At 38.9% G+C, this 18949-nt stretch carries 17 protein-coding genes; 11 read left to right on the top strand and 6 right to left on the bottom strand.

The genetic code is table 11. The features are described from left to right. The first annotated feature begins 241 nt into the window (after positions 1-241). From BLR60_RS02915 to rplT, 7 genes are all read left to right on the top strand, one after another. Complete coding sequence (locus BLR60_RS02915; RefSeq protein WP_090496547.1) at positions 242-1141, top strand: hypothetical protein; 900 nt, start codon at positions 242-244, stop codon at positions 1139-1141. A 189-nt stretch (positions 1142-1330) separates the two neighbouring features. Beyond that, positions 1331-2422, top strand: coding sequence for an acyltransferase family protein (locus BLR60_RS02910; RefSeq protein ID WP_090496720.1), 1092 nt, complete (start codon positions 1331-1333; stop codon positions 2420-2422). A gap of 6 nt (positions 2423-2428) precedes the next feature. Beyond that, the gene (locus BLR60_RS02905) at positions 2429-2920 is read left to right on the top strand and encodes a hypothetical protein (protein ID WP_090496545.1); all 492 of its coding nucleotides are present in this window, start codon (positions 2429-2431) and stop codon (positions 2918-2920) included. Between the two features lie 117 nt (positions 2921-3037). After that, positions 3038-4963, top strand: coding sequence for a threonine--tRNA ligase (thrS, locus tag BLR60_RS02900; protein WP_090496544.1), 1926 nt, complete (start codon positions 3038-3040; stop codon positions 4961-4963). A 17-nt stretch (positions 4964-4980) separates the two neighbouring features. Further along, on the top strand, positions 4981-5550 hold the full coding sequence (infC, locus tag BLR60_RS02895) for a translation initiation factor IF-3 (RefSeq protein ID WP_051691975.1): 570 nt from the start codon (positions 4981-4983) through the stop codon (positions 5548-5550). 29 nt (positions 5551-5579) lie between these two features. Then, positions 5580-5780, top strand: coding sequence for a 50S ribosomal protein L35 (gene rpmI / locus BLR60_RS02890; RefSeq protein WP_029279105.1), 201 nt, complete (start codon positions 5580-5582; stop codon positions 5778-5780). Positions 5781-5855: 75 nt separating this feature from the next. Beyond that, positions 5856-6200, top strand: coding sequence for a 50S ribosomal protein L20 (rplT, locus tag BLR60_RS02885; protein ID WP_025144714.1), 345 nt, complete (start codon positions 5856-5858; stop codon positions 6198-6200). 430 nt (positions 6201-6630) lie between these two features. Here rplT and BLR60_RS02880 read toward each other — a convergent pair whose 3' ends face one another. The 5 genes from BLR60_RS02880 to BLR60_RS02860 all read right to left on the bottom strand — a co-directional run bounded on the left by BLR60_RS02880 (position 6631) and on the right by BLR60_RS02860 (position 13200). Next, positions 6631-8082, bottom strand: a complete 1452-nt coding sequence (locus tag BLR60_RS02880) for a DUF294 nucleotidyltransferase-like domain-containing protein (RefSeq protein WP_090496542.1) — start codon at positions 8080-8082, stop codon at positions 6631-6633. After that, positions 8072-8749 (bottom strand): 3'-5' exonuclease, encoded by a 678-nt coding sequence (locus tag BLR60_RS02875; RefSeq protein ID WP_167354669.1) that lies wholly within the window; start codon positions 8747-8749, stop codon positions 8072-8074. The genes BLR60_RS02880 and BLR60_RS02875 overlap by 11 nt, the downstream gene beginning before the upstream one ends. Before the next feature lie 461 nt (positions 8750-9210). Then, entirely contained in the window at positions 9211-9951 is a 741-nt protein-coding gene (locus BLR60_RS02870) for an MIP/aquaporin family protein (RefSeq protein WP_090496538.1), read from the bottom strand. A gap of 152 nt (positions 9952-10103) precedes the next feature. Next, a complete protein-coding gene (gene glpK / locus BLR60_RS02865; RefSeq protein WP_208600554.1) occupies positions 10104-11594 on the bottom strand; it encodes a glycerol kinase GlpK in 1491 nt (496 codons plus the stop codon). A 37-nt stretch (positions 11595-11631) separates the two neighbouring features. Continuing rightward, entirely contained in the window at positions 11632-13200 is a 1569-nt protein-coding gene (locus tag BLR60_RS02860; protein ID WP_090496534.1) for a glycerol-3-phosphate dehydrogenase/oxidase, read from the bottom strand. Positions 13201-13357: 157 nt separating this feature from the next. On the opposite strand from BLR60_RS02860, the gene BLR60_RS02855 reads away from it, so the two are divergent. Further along, positions 13358-14122 carry a DeoR/GlpR family DNA-binding transcription regulator gene (locus tag BLR60_RS02855; RefSeq protein WP_090496532.1) on the top strand — a complete coding sequence of 255 codons (765 nt, stop codon included), beginning with the start codon at positions 13358-13360 and terminating at the stop codon, positions 14120-14122. 42 nt (positions 14123-14164) lie between these two features. After that, positions 14165-14554 carry a response regulator transcription factor gene (locus tag BLR60_RS02850; protein WP_090496531.1) on the top strand — a complete coding sequence of 130 codons (390 nt, stop codon included), beginning with the start codon at positions 14165-14167 and terminating at the stop codon, positions 14552-14554. Between the two features lie 63 nt (positions 14555-14617). Here BLR60_RS02850 and BLR60_RS02845 read toward each other — a convergent pair whose 3' ends face one another. Further along, complete coding sequence (locus BLR60_RS02845) at positions 14618-15631, bottom strand: zinc-binding alcohol dehydrogenase family protein (protein WP_090496530.1); 1014 nt, start codon at positions 15629-15631, stop codon at positions 14618-14620. Between the two features lie 276 nt (positions 15632-15907). Here BLR60_RS02845 and BLR60_RS02840 point away from each other — a divergent pair, with 276 nt between their 5' ends. Further along, the gene (locus tag BLR60_RS02840; RefSeq protein ID WP_090496528.1) at positions 15908-17689 is read left to right on the top strand and encodes a hypothetical protein; all 1782 of its coding nucleotides are present in this window, start codon (positions 15908-15910) and stop codon (positions 17687-17689) included. A 56-nt stretch (positions 17690-17745) separates the two neighbouring features. Further along, positions 17746-18948: a PAS domain-containing sensor histidine kinase gene (locus BLR60_RS02835; RefSeq protein ID WP_090496527.1), complete on the top strand. Its 1203-nt coding sequence runs from the start codon at positions 17746-17748 to the stop codon at positions 18946-18948. Position 18949 lies beyond the last annotated feature (1 nt).

The following is an 18949-nucleotide window of genomic DNA, read 5'->3' as shown; positions in this document are numbered from 1 at the left end:
TTAACATAATGAGGTGTATTTAATTGGGATTAAGCAGAGGGCAGGACTATCGCAACCAAAGAACCACTGCAATTGCTTTCCAAAAAAATGTAAAAATTAAATTACATCTGTCTTAAAACAGCTTGCTTAGCCAATCCAGGTATTGATTTTAACACAATTTAACAAGATTACGTTACAATCTAAAATATCTTTGTTAAACCTTTTTAAGGCTTTTGTATCCAACTCACAAAACAAAATCATAATGAAAAAAATAACCGTCGCTTTACTTGGATTTTTATCAATTGTATCTTTGGCAAATGCCCAAAAGAAAAAAACTTCAGGCGCTATACAATTCGAAAACACGGTAGACCCTGCCGCCATGGCTTCAGCCAGTGGTATTCAGTTAACCGATCAGATGAAAGCCAGAATGCCTTCATCGAGCAAAACCAATTTTGAGTTATTATTTACGGCAACCAACGCCAGTTATATGCCGGTTGAAGATACTGAAGATAGTAACGGTGCAGGCGGCGGCGGAGGAGGAATGGGCAGGATGATGATGCGTTTTGGTGGTGCAGGTGGCAACCGCGAATATTATTACACCTTTGCTGATAAAAGCTTAACAGAAGTATTCGACCTGAACGATACCACTTATTATATGCCAGGTAAGTTAACCCTTTCTACTTCCGGCCCCATTTCTTCGTTCAGAATGGGAGGTGGCAATTCTAAAGACAGTACAAAAGCACAACCTGCCCAGGCACCAAAAATTGACGTAGTTAAAACAGACTCAACCAAACAGATTTTAGGTTTTACCTGTCACCAGGCCATTGTAAGATCGACCAGGGCGATTAAAATTTTAGATATGGATAAAAATGTGGTGGAAGAAACCAAAATCTGGTATACCAACGATTTAGGTTTCGATTTTTCTCCAAATCCAAATATGTGGACAGAAGGTATTGTATTGGCTATTGAGGGACGGGGAAACAGCACAATTGCCAAAAGTATTGAATATAGAAATGTAAGTGCTAAAGATGTTACTGCGCCTAAAAAAGCAAAACTGATTACGCCTGAAGAATATAAAACTAAAATGGAGAGCATGATGAAACGTTTTAGACAAAACAGACCTGGTGGCGGCGGTCCGGGAAGAGGATTTGGAATCAATTAATCATTCCTCAAGACTTCCGACGTTTGTGCTTTCGGCCAGCCCGCAGGCTAACTGCTGAAGTCTTATAATAAAGCCCTGAAAGTGTAAGCATTCAGGGCTTTTTTTGTATCATTTTTGAAAGAGTTATTTTTAGCCTTTGCATCCGCTTGAAGAATAACTATTATTGGGTTGAGATATAACCTGGCAAAAGTGATTACAGCAGAAAACAAGACAAACTTATTAGCGACTAAACAGCATTTCGAAATTTTAGATGGACTAAGGGGAGTAGCTGCCATTGTAGTGGTGATCTATCACTTTATGGAAATCGTAATTACCAATTACAACGAAAATTTTCTTTCTCATGGCTTTCTTGCTGTAGACTTTTTTTTCTGTTTGTCGGGTTTTGTAATCGCTTATGCATACGATAGCCGTGCGCCGCACATCGGAATTACACAATTTTTTAAATTAAGGCTTATCCGTTTGCATCCGCTGGTATTTATCGGTTCTGTTTTAGGATTGATCACTTTTCTGGTTGATCCATACAGCGATCTTTACGAAGTTTATGGATTCGGAAAAACCTTGCTTTTGTTTTTATCATCCGCTTTTTTAATACCTTACCCAGCCATGCCAGAGCGATATACCAATTTGTTCTGCTTAAATGCGCCGGCCTGGTCGCTGTTTTGGGAATACATTGCCAATATTTTTTACATTTTCGTACTTTATCGGTTAGGCAAAAAATCATTGATGGCTTTGGTTTTTATAGGTGCGGTATGTCTTTGTTATGTTGCCGTAAATGCCACTAATATAGGCGGTGGCTGGGGTGGACAGAATTTCTGGGACGGTGGAGCGCGTGTGCTTTTTTCTTTTACAGCTGGTATGCTGGTTTACCGTTTAAATTGGATAATCAAAAATAAACTTGGCTTTTTAGGTATGACCGCGCTTTTGCTCACGGCATTTTTAGTTCCTTTTAATGATAAATATAACTGGATTACCGAACCGATTCTGGTGATATTTTACTTTCCACTTTTAGTCGCATTGGGTGCAGGCACAACATTAAATCCATCGTTTAAAAAGGTCTGTAATCTGTCAGGCGAAATATCATACCCACTTTATATGGTACATTATCCATTTTTATGGATATTCTTAACCTATGTAGAGGATGTTCAACCATCAACTTCCTTACAGTGGGTGGTTATCCCGGTTTCGGTATTGCTTTTAATCGTTTTCTCTTATCTCGTGATGAGGTTTTTGGATATTCCCTTACGTAAATACCTTAAACAAAAATTTTTAAGCAATAAGTAACTGGCTATGAATTTTTTAAAACATACCTTGCTTTCTCTGTCCTTAATACTGTTTTTTAGTTGCAATTCAGCAAATGATTATGCGTATAACGAAAAAGTAACTTCCATTTTTTTAAGGCAGATGGAGCAGATTGATGAAGCAGACAGCGTTTTCAAAGATACTTCGAGGGTATACGCAAAGGGTTTTCCCGATTCAATTTACTTATCAAACAAGGCTAATCATCTCATCAACAATTCGCAGATAAACCTCCGGAACATGGAAAGGTTACAACCCAGTAAGGCAGCTGCAAAATTTAACGAAGGTATAATACAATATCTTAAGGCTATAAATGACTATGGTAAAACAGCGAAACAGATGTTGCAGGCAAAAGCTGTTGATGAAAAGGGAAAATACTATGCGCAGCTCAATGTTCAATATAAAAAACTTAATGCATACCCAGATAGTTTATTAGCCATACAGCAAGTTTATTTGCAGGAAGTAGGGTTGCAGCCTAAGTAAGATTTTTAAGCCTAAATGCTGAATAACAGTATAAATTTCGTAGATTTGTACAAAATAAAATCACCTTGTAAGTGATCTTTAAAACTTTTTTATTTAAAATTTAAATCATAGTTGTAGATGATTAACATTACTTTACCTGACGGTTCTGTCCGTCAGTATGAAAAGGGCACTTCTGCCCATCAAATTGCATTGTCAATTTCTGAGGGTTTAGCCCGTAACGTATTAGCTGCCGAGGTTAATGGCGAAGTTTGGGATTCAACAAGACCAATCGAATCTGATTCAACAGTAAAATTATTGACCTGGAATGATACCGCCGGAAAATCGACTTTTTGGCATTCATCCGCTCACTTAATGGCTGAAGCTTTAGAAGCACTTTATCCAGGTACTAAATTTGGTATCGGTCCGGCAATTGAAACTGGTTTTTATTATGATGTAGACTTTGGAGACCGCGAATTTTCTTCGGACGATTTCAAAGCCATTGAAACCAAAATGATCGAACTGGCCAAACAAAAGGAAACTTTTGTTCGCGAAAGTGTAAGCAAGGCTGATGCGGTAAAATACTTTACTGAAAAGGGTGATGAGTATAAATTAGATTTAATTGATGGCCTTGAGGATGGTAAAATTACTTTTTATACTCAAGGTTCATTTACCGATTTATGCCGTGGTCCACATATCCCGAATACTGGCTTTGTAAAAGCGGTAAAACTGATGAATGTGGCTGGTGCTTATTGGAGAGGCGATGAAACTAAAAAACAGTTAACCCGTATTTATGGTGTAACTTTCCCTAAGGCGAGCGAGCTTACCGAATATCTTTTAATGATTGAGGAAGCAAAAAAGCGCGATCACCGTAAACTGGGAAAAGAGCTCGAACTTTTTGCTTTCTCAGAAAAAGTAGGGATGGGCTTACCGTTATGGTTGCCAAAAGGAACTGCTTTGCGCGAACGTTTAGTTAATTTCTTAACTAAAGCACAAGCTAAAGCAGGTTATGAGCAAGTAGTAACACCACATATCGGCCATAAAAATTTATATGTAACCTCAGGTCACTGGGAGAAATATGGTAAAGATTCTTTCCAGCCGATTAAAACTCCGCAGGAAGGAGAGGAGTTCTTCTTAAAGCCGATGAACTGCCCACACCACTGTGAAATTTATAAAACAAAACCACGTTCTTACAAAGATCTTCCGGTTCGTTTTGCAGAGTTTGGTACCGTTTACCGTTACGAACAAAGTGGCGAATTACATGGTTTAACCCGTGTACGCGGCTTTACTCAAGATGATGCACACTTATTTTGCATGCCTGAGCAAGTGAAAGAGGAGTTTAAAAAGGTGATCGATTTAGTACTTTATGTATTTAAATCGTTAGGATTTGAAAACTATACTGCACAAGTTTCGTTAAGAGATCCGGAGAATAAATCGAAGTACATTGGTTCTGATGAAAACTGGAAATTATCAGAAACGGCTATCATCGAAGCTGCTGCAGAAAAAGGCTTAAATACTGTTGTAGAATATGGCGAAGCGGCATTTTATGGCCCTAAGCTTGATTTTATGGTGAAAGATGCTTTGGGTAGAAAATGGCAGTTGGGTACTATTCAGGTTGATTATAATTTACCGGAGCGTTTCGAACTGGAATATACTGGTAGTGATAACCAAAAGCACAGACCGGTAATGATTCACCGTGCGCCGTTTGGTTCATTAGAGAGATTTATTGCCGTTTTGATCGAACATTGTGCCGGAAACTTCCCGTTATGGTTAAGTCCTGAACAGTTTATTATTCTTCCGATTTCAGAAAAATATGAAGAATATGCAAAAAAAGTTTTAGATGAACTAAATAATTCCGATATTCGCGGGCTGATTGACTTTCGTGATGAGAAAATCGGCCGCAAAATACGCGATTCGGAAGTTAAAAAGATCCCGTACATGCTCATTATCGGCGATAAAGAGATGGCAGAAGGTAAAGTTTCTGTTCGTAAACACGGTGAGGGAGATTTAGGCGAAATGACCTTGGAAGAGTTCAATAATTTATTAAGAAAAGAAATAACAGTTTAAATTAAAATAATACACATTTGGCATTAGGAAGACCAGGATTTAACAGGGGGCCACGTCCACCTTTTAAGAAAAAAGAAGCAGAGCATAACATTAATCAGTATATAAAATCGCCTGAAGTGCGTTTGGCTGGCGATAATGTTGAACCGGGGATTTATCCTTTGGCGAAAGCTTTGGCACTTGCTGATGAACTGGAATTGGATTTGGTAGAGATTTCTCCAAACGCTGTACCGCCAGTTTGTAGAATTATTGATTACAGTAAATTTGTTTATGAGCAAAAGAAAAAGCAGAAAGAAATTAAAGCTAATGCAAAACAAACTGTAATTAAGGAGATCCGTTTTGGTCCTAATACCAACGATCACGATTTCCAGTTTAAATTAAAGCATGCAGTAAGCTTTTTAGAGAACGGTGAGAAGGTTAGGGCTTACGTGCATTTTAAAGGTAGAGCAATTGTTTACAAAGAGCAGGGAGAGATTTTATTGTTAAAATTTGCCCAGGCTTTGGAAGATGTAGGAAAAGTAGAGTTGTTACCTAAGTTAGAAGGTAAACGTATGTTCCTTACAGTTGCGCCTAAAGTAGCAAAAAAATAAAAATAGGTTTATAAATTAAAAAACAGGTTATGCCAAAAATGAAAACCAATTCCAGTGCTAAAAAGCGTTTTTCGCTTACTGGAACAGGTAAAATCAAAAGAAACAACGCATACAAAAGTCACATCTTAACCAAGATGAGTACTAAACGTAAACGTGCCTTAGGTCAAGCAAGTATCGTATCTGATGCTGATATGGGTAACGTTAAACGTATGCTTTGTATCGGAAAGTAATTTATTAATTCACCAGGTATCAGGCCTTAAGTTTCCGATTAAACGGAACGCCGCTTACCAAAAAACAACAACAACATGCCACGTTCGGTAAACGCAGTAGCTTCGAGAAGAAGAAGAAAAAAGATCCTTAATTTAGCCAAAGGTTATTGGGGAGCAAGAAGTAAGGTTTATACTGTTGCTAAAAACACAGTAGAGAAAGGTTTGCAATATGCATACCGTGACCGTAAAGTTAAGAAAAGAGAATTCCGCGGCTTGTGGATCCAACGTATCAACGCTGGTGCACGTCAACACGGTATTTCTTACTCTCAATTAATCGGTAAACTAGCTTCAAAAGAAATCGGTTTAAACCGTAAAGTATTGGCTGATTTAGCAATGAATCACCCAGAAGCTTTCAAAGCTGTAATTGATGCAGTAAAATAGAAATTTTCGCTTAAGCGATAATCATATTTAAAAAAGGTTCCGATGCAAATCGGAACCTTTTTTGTTTAAAAGAAGGATCGTCAACCCTGACCTGTAGCGCAGCGGAAAGCTACGTAGTAAATCGAGCCTTAGCGAGTCACCGAAGGTTATTTATTTCAGGGTATTTTCTGTTAAGGTATTGATAGCGTGATAGATACTGGAATAAAACCAATAGCTATCGGATGAAACGTAGTGGAATGGAGATGTCTAGATGAAATTGCTTTGGAATAGATTTAGCTTCGCTGAGCCTTCGGGTTCTCGACTTCGTTGCACCCCGCTCGAAATGACGTATGGGAGGGGAACTCCCGCTGCTTTATAATAGACACTTTGATGGATAGCTTTGCGAGTAAGTCTTTAAACGCCAAACGCTATGCTCTTAACCCTTCAACACTTACCCCAACGTATTGGTAAACTTCATTCTGATTCCGCTTTGAAAGTTGAGGATTATTTTAAAGATTTCAATCAACGTTACCTTTTCAATTTTAGTTAAACTATCAATTTCAATAAAATTATTAGGGGCGGCTTGGTCTTTAACAATAAGGTTGGCCTGATGTTTCAACCTTAAACCCATCAAATAATAGTATGATTGTGAAAGTTCATTAAATTGATTTTCGCTAAATACGCCCAACTCTCTTAAAGCCTTTAAACGTTCGCCGGTATTTTCTTTCTGGAAAATCCTGTTCTGTAAAGCATAAACCCTTGCCAAATCTACAATAGGGGTCATGGCTGTTTTAATATCAAACACCTCTTTTTTGTGGATTTTTTGGGTTCTGATATTTCTAAAATAGGTGAGGGGTGGCTCATAAAGTAGAGCATTTTTGGCCAGGTACACATAGAATTTTTCTATTGGTTTCTGTAATTCCTCATCAACGAAAGACCTTAAACTTTCCATAATAGCCAGATCGCCATAAATAGCCCTGCAATCGAAAAATGCGGCAAATTTTACAGCAGTTTCTGGCAACGCTTCCTCTATCCAGTTTTTATAATTATACTTCCAGTGCGATAGTGAATGGGTCCAGTTTGGATTGGTAGCCATATAATCGCCATCACAGTATACAAAGCCCACAAAATTTAATTTATCAGAAACCTGGGTAGCCAGGTCTAGAAAATAGGTCCTTACAGCGGCTCTATTCTCTTCATCGGTATCTTCATAAATGATGGCATTGTCCTGATCTGTTTTTAAACTCAGTTCTTTTCTCCCTTCACTACCCAAAACCATGAATACAAACTTTGCGGGTGGCGGACCTAATTTGGCAATAACATCCTCAATAATTTTAAAGGAAATGGTATCAGCAATAGTGGTAACTACTTCGTTTACAATTTTCGAATGTACACCCCTGCTGAGCAGTTGCGATACAATACCCGGCACTTTCTGCCACTTTAATTTTAAATCGCTGGTATTTACAGCCGACTTTACTGATTGGATAAAAACTAATGGCGACTCAGCCTGTTCGCTTAAAAGACGGTTTCTGCTCAGAAAGCCAACATAATTTCCCTTGTCGTTTACCAACAGATAGCGCGATTTTTTACTGAACATCATCAATATCGCTTCGTAAACATAGGCATCCGGTGTTATGGTCACAATATGGGTATCCATCACCTCATCAATAGGTAGATTTGAATCGAGTCGCTTGGCAATTACATTATCTCTTAAATTAATATCAGTTACAAAACCCAGATAATCGCCCTGTTCATTCTTAATAAAAAGACAGCTGGTTTTTTGCTCCGACATTTTAATGGCCGCTTCAAAAATTGGTGTGCCCGGACTGCAACTCACAATTTTTCTGAAAGTAATGTTTCCAATACGGGCGGTATAAATTTGATCAGCTAGTTTATCTTCCATTAAAAAGTTCCTGTAAAATTCTTTTAAACGAAAATTCTTTTCTCTCTTCTTTCTCCATGTTAAAAGTGTGTTCCTGATGGTAGACTGAAGTTAAGCTAATTTTACCTGTTTTTAAAAGATGAAAGAAAATCTTTGCCGTATTTAACGTATCAGATAAAGCATTATGGCTGTTTTCGGGTGCTTCATTGAACAAAATGGTATAAAATTTATCCAATTTTAAATGGCTGATCACCGTATTGGTTATATAAGGAGCGCTTGCTTTCATTGTACAAAAGAAAGTCAGGTTTTTAAATATATTTTCTTTACCGATCCGGTATAATTCAGCATTTACCATGTGGTAATCAAGTTCAATAAAATGCCCGATAACCAGAGGTTTGTATCTTTCTATATCTTCAGCAAAATGCAACATCACCTTCTCTTTGTTTTCCCCATGCTTTTGTAGATATTCCGGCGTAATTTTATGAATTTTTAACGCAGCCTTATCAATGCTGAAATCGATGTTTTTAATGTAGTGATTTTCCCGCCTAATCTCCTGGTAGGATTGATCATAAATAATCCAGGCAATTTGGACAATGTAGGGCCAGTTTTTTTCTTTAGAATAAGGTGCCGTCCAATTTTTAGGCAGGCCCGAAGTTTCGGTATCAACAACAAGGAAGTATGCTTGCAATTCTGATTGGTTAGGTAAATAGTAGCGCGATGTTATTTCAAAGATAACTATTATTCGGTAGTTGCATAATTAAATTGCAGGTCATTTGAGAAACGATTTAAGGTGTAACTCCATAAGAATGAGAATTCAGCTTCCATGAATCTTCCCGTTGGATAGTCATCCGATAGCTATATAATGGAAACCACGCTGTATCATGATTGTCCATCAGAAAAGGAAAACTTATGAATAATAGTAATGGTAGCACTTTAAGATTAGCTTCGCTGGGCACGTTGTGGTTCCCGCATGTGCGAGATCCGATAGCTAGCTATCGGATGACGACTGATCAAAATGGATGCTGTCAATGATAGCGGAATACAATGAAACCGAGATTACCAAAGAGCTAAATCTGAATAGATAGATAGATAGATAGATATCCCGAACTTTCGGGATTGCGCCTGTGTGAAGATGACGATTTTCAATCATTATTTACTAATCAATAAAAATGCAGTTGCAGCCAAAACTGATCCAATAATAGGTCCAACAATGGGTACCCAGGCATAAGCCCAGTCGCTGCTTCCTTTTCCCTTCATTGGGATTAAAAAATGTACAATCCTTGGCCCTAAATCTCTTGCCGGATTAATGGCATATCCGGTCGTGCCGCCTAAGCCCAAACCAATTACCCAGACTAAAAATGCTACCGGAATGGCACCAATTGAGCCTAAACCAATAGGTGTGGCAACGGTTTCTTTTGTGCCCATACTGGCATCGGTAAAATAAAAGATCACAAATATTAAAACGAAAGTACCAGTAATTTCTGATAATAAATTTGAGGAAATGTTTCTGATGGCCGGAGCAGTTGCAAAAGGTGCAGCCTTTAAAGCCTGGTCATCAGTGGCGTCGAAATGGTCTTTATACAACAGCCAAACCAGAAAAGATCCAGTCATGGCCCCAGCCAACTGTGCCATAATATAAAATGGAACCAATGCCCAGGTAAATCCTTTTCCAATGGCGAGTCCGAGGGTTACAACCGGGTTTAAATGTGCCCCGCTATAGGGCCCGGCGACAACTACGCCTATAAATACGGCAAGTGCCCATGCCGTTGTAATGACCATCCACCCACCATCATTCCCTTTAGTACCTTTAAGTACTACGTTAGCCACTACACCGTTTCCTAAAAGAATCATTAGTGCTGTACCAATAAACTCTGAAAGATATACATTCATTGTAAAAAATTAAGCGTTTTATAATTGATTAGGTTTAATTAGGTATAAGGCGATTCGTAAGAAGCAGTCTATTCATAAAGTTAAGACCCTGAAATCAATTACCTTCGGTGAGTTCGCAAAGGCTCGATTCAGGGTGACGAATCCGTTTTTTACTAGTCTTCTGCATTTACCCTTGCCGCTTTTACCGCCCTGTTCCAGCCCTTTATTCTTTCGGTATTATCAATTCCTTCTTCTGCAATAAAAGTTCTGTTAATTTTCCATTGCGACCGGATATCATCAACACTTTTCCAGAAACCGGTAGCTAAGCCCGCAAGATATGCAGCGCCAATAGCGGTAACTTCTGTTACATCTGGTCTGATTACTTTGCAGTTCAACAAATCGGCCTGAAACTGCATCAACAAATCATTGGCTGTGGCGCCACCATCTACTCTTAACTCGGTAATATTTACGCCTGCATCTGCTTCCATTGCTTTCAACACATCCATTGTTTGATAGGCAATGCTTTCCAGCGCTGCTCTGGCAATATGTGATTTGTTTGTTCCCCGGGTTAATCCGGTTATCGTACCGCGTGCATGTTGATCCCAGTGTGGAGCACCCAATCCCGCAAAAGCAGGAACAACATAAACGCCATCTGTATCTTTAACTTTTTTAGCTAACGTTTCTATATCTGCTGATTTGGAAATTAGCCCCATTTCATCACGAAGCCACTGTACAACAGCGCCACCAATGAAGATACTCCCTTCTAAAGCATAATTTACTTCGCCGTTAATTTGCCAGGCGATAGTGGTTAATAGGTTATTGGCGGAAATTTTTGGTTTTTCACCAATATTCATCAACATGAAACAGCCCGTGCCATAGGTGTTTTTTACCATTCCGATTTCGGTACACATTTGCCCAAAAAGTGCCGATTGCTGATCGCCGGCAATGCCTGCGATGGGGATTTTTGCGGCTAATATACGTCCGGCAGTTACACCATAAACTTCGCTCGATGATTTTACTTCAGGAAGCATTGTTTTGGGTATAGAGAAAAGTTCCAACAATTCTTCATCCCAGCTTAGCGTATGAATGTTGTAAAGCATGGTTCTGGAGGCATTGGTTACGTCGGTTACATGTTTTTCGCCCGCTGTTAATTTCCATATTAACCAGGTATCAATGGTGCCAAAAGCCAGTTTTCCTGCTTCAGCCTTTTCTCTTGCACCTTCAACATTTTCCAAAATCCATCGGGCTTTGGTTGCAGAAAAATAAGAATCTATGATAAGGCCGGTTTTTGCCTGAATTTTATCGGCCAAGCCCTGTGCTTTAATTTCATCACAATAGGTAGCGTTACGTCTGTCTTGCCATACAATGGCATTATAAATAGGTTTTCCGGTTTCCTTATCCCAAACCACAGTAGTTTCGCGTTGATTGGTAATTCCGATAGCCTTAACATCGCTTACGGTTAAGCCTGCTTTAACGATTACTTCTGTTACAACAGCCAGTTGCGTAGACCAGATTTCCATTGGATCATGTTCTACCCACCCCGCTTTAGGATAAATCTGTGTGAATTCCCTTTGGGCAATGGACACAATTTCGCCATTGGAATTAAATATAATGGCTCTCGAACTCGTGGTTCCCTGATCGATGGATAAGATGTATGTGCTCATAATTAAAAATTTGGTTAGGGGGCTATACCTTCCTGGCTTATTTTATAGGTTGATGATAAAGGTAACCATCGGCTAATTTATTAAAAGTTTCAATTTGATCGGCTTCCCAGTTTTCATCAGCAGATAATTCTTTAGACAGGAGCGAGGCTACCCTTGGTGCCATATCTTTTGCAGCTTGTGCATCAATAAATAATATCCTAAGTCGTCTGCTCAAAATATCTTCTACAGTTTCTGCCATTTCATTTCTGGCAGACCAAACCACCTCGGCCTCTGTAAAAGGAAAGGATGGATGTAAAGGCTTTTCAAGGTTTGGATTTTGCCTGATCAAGGCTTCAATATTACTGCGATCTGATCCATATATGGCTAAATGACCCTTTCCTGTATCAGCTACGCTGCCATGTATGCTTAAATTTTGTGTTACACATGCTTTCGGTTTTAAACCTGCATGCGCAATGGCTAAATTCACAGTTTCTTCTGCCATTAGTCGATAAGTAGTCCACTTTCCACCTGTAATGGTAATCAATCCCTTTGCAGAAACAATCAGTTTATGATCTCTGCTAATTTCCTTTGTACTGTTTCCATCGCCATTTGTGGGGGCGGCTAATGGACGTAAACCTGAAAATACACTTAAAATATCCTTTTCCATCGGCTTGCGATTAAAATAGGCTGCCGCAGTATCCATGATAAAATCTACTTCTTCTTTTAAAGCGCGCGGCTCGAGGCTATGCTTATTTAATGGAGTATCAGTTGTGCCTACCAGTAAATGTTCATGCCATGGAACGGCAAATAAAACTCGTCCATCAGTTGTTTTAGGGATCATTAAGGCCGATTCGCTATTCAAAAAGCTTTTCTCCAATACTACATGTACACCCTGACTGGGGCGGACCATCTTTTTAGTATCAGGATTATTCATGTGCAGGATATCATCAACAAATACACCTGTTGCATTAATGACAATTTTGCCATTATATTTGGCTGTTGAGCCTGTTATCGTATCCTCTGTTTCAATACCGGTAACCGTATCGCCACTTTTTAATAGTCCTGTTACTTTGGTGTAGTTTAATAATGATGCGCCTTTCTCAATGGCAGTTTGTGCAATGTTGATCGCCAAACGGGCATCATCAAACTTTCCGTCATAATACCTGATGCTTCCTTTTAATCCCTTCTCCTTAATACCAGGCATCCTAGTTAAGGTTTCTTTTTTCGAGAAAAACCTAGATTTGCCAAAGCTATATTTACCTGCCAGCCAATCGTAAAGGGTAAGTCCGGTTAAATATTTTACAACAGAAAACCAATCATAGCAGGGAATCAGGAATTCTTCTTTATCTACCAAGTGTTTAGCGTTTTGTTGTAATAAACCACGTTCTTTCAAAGCATGTTTAACCAAACCAATATCGCCCTGTGCAAGGTAGCGAACGCCTCCATGCACCAGTTTGGTACTTCTGCTTGATGTTCCTTTGGCAAAATCAGCTTGTTCTACCAATAAGGTTTTATAGCCCCGGCTTGCTGCATCTAAAGCCGTGCCTAAGCCTGTAGCACCGCCGCCAATGATAATGAAGTCCCAAATGATGTTGTCTTCAAAATGATGGACATGTAATCTCTTCATTGGTGTTTAAAAAATAACAAAACGAAATAATTCGTAATTATAAGAAATTGCGATTGAAATAATACAGTGGAAGGGTTAAAAATTTATTAAATATTTGTTTAAAATATATTAAAGAATGTTTTTATTGCTAATTTGCAGCACGCTAATTTAATATACTATGATGAATTTGGCTGAGAGGCACCAGTTTATTTTAAGTCGCCTGCAACGAGATCAATACATAAATGTTGTGGATTTATGTAAGGAACTGAAAGTATCTTCTGTAACAATAAGAAAGGACTTAAAACTACTGGAAGACAAGAGCCTGCTGTTTAGAACACATGGTGGTGCAACCATAAATAACCCTTATACGGTTGACCGTCCCGTTAACGAAAAAGAAAAAATACAATCTACCGAAAAGAATAAAATCGGGATGGCTGCAGCAGCATTGCTGAATGATAATGATTCTATTGTAATCGCTTCGGGAACCACCGTATTATATTTTGCGAAGAATATTGCCCCTGCAACAAATTTAACGGTGGTTACTTCAGCATTAAATGTTGCGCTTGAATTAATGCGTGAGCCAAGTATTGAAGTGATACAGTTGGGTGGCATACTTAGAAAAAGTTCGTCGTCGGTTATGGGGGCTTATGCGGAGCAGGTTTTGCAGGATTTTTATTTTAATAAACTATTTTTAGGGGTAGACGGCATTGATCTGGATTTTGGAATAACGACTACAAATGCCATGGAGGCACATTTAAACCGCAAAATGATCGGCGCATCGCAAAAAACAATTGTACTGGCCGATTCTACTAAATTTGGAAAAAGAGGCTTTGGAAAGATATGCGGATTGGAAGAAATTGACCACATTATCACAGATAAGGGAATTTCTGAACAAATTGTAAAACATTTAGAGGGCTTGGGTGTTACTGTTACTATCGTGTAGCGCATTCCACGCGAACGGACATACCAAACATATAATTTGAACATGGAAAAAAAACGAATACACATTTTAGAAGACGATCAGGAAATCAGAAACGTGATTGAAATCCTGTTAAAAGAGGAGGGATTTGAATTACAGCTTTCTTCATCTTTTGCAGAGCTTAAGAAAAATATCCAGGATGCAATGCCTGATCTTTTCTTGTTAGATGTAATGTTACCGGATGGAAACGGAGCAGAAATATGCGAAGATTTAAAAACTGATATATTTACCAAACACATCCCTATTATTGTAATGTCTGCACAGAACAATAGCGAGCAAAAAGCAATTGATGCATTCGCCGATGATTTCATTAGCAAACCTTTCGATATTTACGATGTTTTGGAACGCATTAACGCGCAGTTAAAAAGAAGTTCAGAAAACAGGACTAAAGTTTAGTTGAAACAGGGTAAAAAAAAGAGAGAAGCTTAACCGGCTTCTCTCTTTTTTTGTGCATTTTTTCTAGTATTCAATAACCACCTTACCAATGGTTTTGCCACTTTCCAGTAAGCGGTGAGCTTCTTTTAAGTTTTCTGCCGTAAACCCCTTTAGTGTTTGGTTTAATGTAGTTTTAAGCGTGCCATTGTCCAATAATTTGGCCAGCTCGTTTAAAATATGGTGCTGCTGTTCCATATCATCAGTTTGATACATGGAACGGGTATACATCAGTTCCCATGAAAAAGTAACACTTTTGTTTTTTAATTTATTTAGCGCAATAGGTGTTGCTGACCCAGTTATCGATACAATATGACCTTGTGGTTTAATCAGCTCAACAACGTCATCCCAATAACTGTTCAGATCTACAAAGTCAAGAATAAAATCTACATCCTTTAAACCTGCAGCACGCATTTCTTCAACCAGGTTTTTATGATCTACCACCACATCTGCTCCCATGGCTTTACACCAGTCTTTTGTTTCTGCTCTCGACGATGTAGCAATCACTTTCAAACCGCTAATCTTCTTGGCCAATTGTATGGCGATGGAGCCAACGCCACCTGCACCACCAATAATCAGGACGCTTTTTCCTTTATCTTTTTGTTCGCTGATGCGAATACGGTCGTAAAGCGATTCCCAGGCTGTAAGTGCAGTTAATGGCATTGCGGCGGCTTCAGCATTAGTTAATTTTTCTGGTTTTAAACCCACTATGCGCTCGTCAATCAATTGGTATTCTGTATTCGAGCCGCTTCGGGTTAAATCTCCGGCATAATATACTTCGTCTCCGGTTTTGAAAAGCGAAACACCTTCACCAATCGCTTCAACTGTTCCAACAGCATCCCAGCCAATTACTTTGGGCCTTTCCAGTACGGTATCTTTCGCGCTGTTCTGGCGGATCTTAAAATCAACCGGATTTACGCTGATGGCCTTTATTTTGACGAGTAAATCTCGTCCCTCTGGCTTTGGAACAGGCGTTTCAAATTCGATAAAACTTTCGTTTTCACTTATTGGCAGTGAAGTTTTAAATCCTATAGCTTTCATTGTTGATCTTTATTTTTATCCTAAAATATTCTTTTTGCTAACGCAAATATAAACTGTTATCATAAAGAAGATCCAGAATCGGTGTCATATGTGGATCAATAAATGGCTTTCGAAATTAGAATATCTGATACGTAGAAACACCAGGCTAAAAAAGTGATCGCGCTCATTTTTTGGATTGAGCCATATCACCATAACCTCCGTTAATGCAAAGTAGTTTTGCTGTAGAAAATATTTGGCCTTCGGCCTATTGAAAGCCAATTTTATATCAAAAACACCATGTCACATTCATTTCATATTCCCGTTTTAGGATTGGGTTACTCTATTGATACCCCTTTAAAAGTTGCCCGGTATGGCATTACCTCCGTACTCTCTATTGTTGATGACGAATTGGTGGAGCGGATGCGTGCTTATCATTCGCAAAACAGATTAATACATTACACGCCCATTGGTAAAAATGAAGCCGATAGTCGCAGCAGACGGATCACCGCATACCTCAACTTTTTATCAGAGTGCATTTATCAGGATTTTAAAACTTTAAAACAGCAGAATTTTATAGAGGGAAGCGATATCTGCCGTTATTTCGAACTCTTGCCTGATACCTCAAAGCTGAAACATGGTTACGAACTGATGATGGAGTATCCTGAAGGAGAAGCCAAACAGATCTTTCAATCTGTACTAAAAAATGCAATGCGCCTGGGTAGCATTGATGTTAATATTATGGCCAAGGTAGATAAAATGAACTATGTTGATGGCGAATATACTGGTGATACTCATACAGATGCTTTGGCTGCTTTACGCGGTTTTGCTGAGAGTAAACTCAATGCTTCAGTGGTGCTTTCTGCAGGCATGAATCCTAAATTATACAGCTATATGGAGCAATTCGCAGACTTTTTGCCAGATCAGAATGCTTCATTAAAAAAGCGGATTATCTTAAAAGTAAGCGATTTCCGGTCTGCTTTGATCCAGGCTAAATTTCTGGCCAAAAAAGGATTGTGGGTATCCGAATTCAGAATTGAATCGGGTTTAAACTGTGGTGGTCATGCATTTGCTACCGAAGGTTATCTGTTAGGCCCGATCCTGGAAGAATTTAAAACGAAAAGAAGAGACATGTATCAGGAGCTTTTTGAGATGTATCAGGTTGCTATTGAGCAAAAAGGAATTCAGATCGAAAAAGAACCCCAACAAAAAATTACCGTTCAGGGCGGAATCGGAACCGCTGCAGAACATCACTTTTTGCTGCAACATTATCAGCTTGATGCCACAGGTTGGGGAAGTCCTTTTTTATTGGTGCCAGAAGTAACCAATGTTGATGCGGATACTTTAGCACAACTCACGGGCGCGACCGAAAAGGATTTTTATTTGAGCGACGCTTCACCATTGGGCATTCGCTTTAATAATTTCAGAAACAGTACCGTAGAACAGCAGCGGACCGAGCGGATTGAAAAGGGCAGACCAGGCAGTCCGTGCACCAAGAAATACCTCTGCAACAATACCGAATTTACCGAACAAGCCATTTGCACTGCATCGCGGGAATATCAGCACTTAAAGATCAAAAGCCTTCAAACGGCCGGGTTAACTGCTGAAGAGTACGAAAAAAAATTCAAAGAGGTTACCGGAAAAATATGCCTTTGCGAAGGGCTCTGTTCGTCTACTTACCTCAAATACGATATGCTTAAACCAAAAGAAAATAAAGCCGTAGCCATATGTCCGGGGCCAAACCTGGCTTATTTCTCTGATCTATACGCTTTTGATGAGATGGTTGGTCATATTTATGGCAAAGTCAACCTTTTGGAGCAGGTAGAGCGTCCTCACGTTTTTATCAAAGAGCTTAATCTCTATATCGATTACCTACAGGAAGATATTAAACAACAGTTGCAGCATTTCAGCGATAAAAAAATAAAACAATTAAATGGATTTAAACTGCAGCTGACAGAAGGAATCAATTATTATAAAAAACTTTTCAGCGAAATGGCAGATCAGGCATCTGATGAATTTATGCAATTATATGAACAGTTGGCCAGTTCTAAAAATAAACTCGACGCACTGATTGTTGGTTAAGAAAAGAGATCAGTAATACTTTTTCTATATTTACTGACATATACTTAAAACATATAATGGATAGGTCGAAATTTTTGGATGCGATTATTGAAAACGCTATTGATGGGATTATTACTATTGATGAAAAGGGAATTATAGAACATTTAAACCCTGCAGCACTTGAGCTTTTCCGTTATCAAAGGGAAGAGTTGGTGGGCAAAAACATTTCGGTTCTGATGCCTGAACCCGATCATTCGCGCCATGATGAATACCTCTCCAGGTATGAACATACCGGGCAGAAACATATTATCGGCATCGGTAGAGAAGTTTCTGGCAAGCGTAAAGATGGCTCTATATTTCCTTTCAGGTTAGGCGTGAGCGAGATCAAATTTAGCGACCGTAAAATTTATACGGGGTTTATTCACGATTTAAGTAAAGAGAAGGCAAACGAAGAACAGATTAAAAGTTATACTGAAAAACTGGAAGTTAAGATAAAGGAGCGTACACGAGACCTCGTTAAGCTTGTATCAGAACTTGAAATGGCAAAAGAAAATATGCGTGCACTTTTTCAAAAGGAAAAAGAGTTAAATCAGCTTAAAACCAGGTTTGTATCTATGGCATCGCACGAATTCAGGACGCCCCTTAGTTCCATCCAGCTATCAGCATCTTTAATTGATAAATATACCGTCAAACAGGATGTGGCCAGTGTAGAAAAGCATACGCTGAAAATCAAAAACTCCATTAACAACCTCACTACGATATTAAATGATTTCCTTTCGCTGGAAAAACTTGAAGCAGGTAAAGTGGAGGCATCGGCACAGGCTTTTAACATCATCAGCTTTGCAGAAGAAATAGCAGAAGAGATGCAGATGATGACCAAACAGAACCAGCATATTATTTACGAACATACCGGAACAACCGCCGAGGTTTACCTGGATCCGAACCTGTTGAAAAATTGTATCATCAACCTCATTTCCAATTCAATCAAATATAGTGGTGAGGATACACTCATCCAGTTCAATTCCATTTTAAAAAATGATGAACTGATTTTAGAGGTAAAAGATAATGGCATTGGCATTCCAGCTGCTGATCAGGACAACCTCTTTGAACCATTTTTCAGGGCACACAATACCGGCGATATTCCGGGAACAGGGCTGGGGCTTAACATTGTGAAAAGATACGTTAGCCTGATGAACGGAACAGTAACCTGCAATAGCGAGCAGCATTCTGGTACGGTATTTAAGCTTACTTTTCCTGTAGAAACCATTTTACAATTTTAGA

The organism is Pedobacter terrae (genome assembly GCF_900100705.1).
Lineage (GTDB): Bacteria > Bacteroidota > Bacteroidia > Sphingobacteriales > Sphingobacteriaceae > Pedobacter > Pedobacter terrae.
Note: the sequence above shows the minus strand (reverse complement) of the source record. Positions and strands in the feature narration are given on the sequence as shown.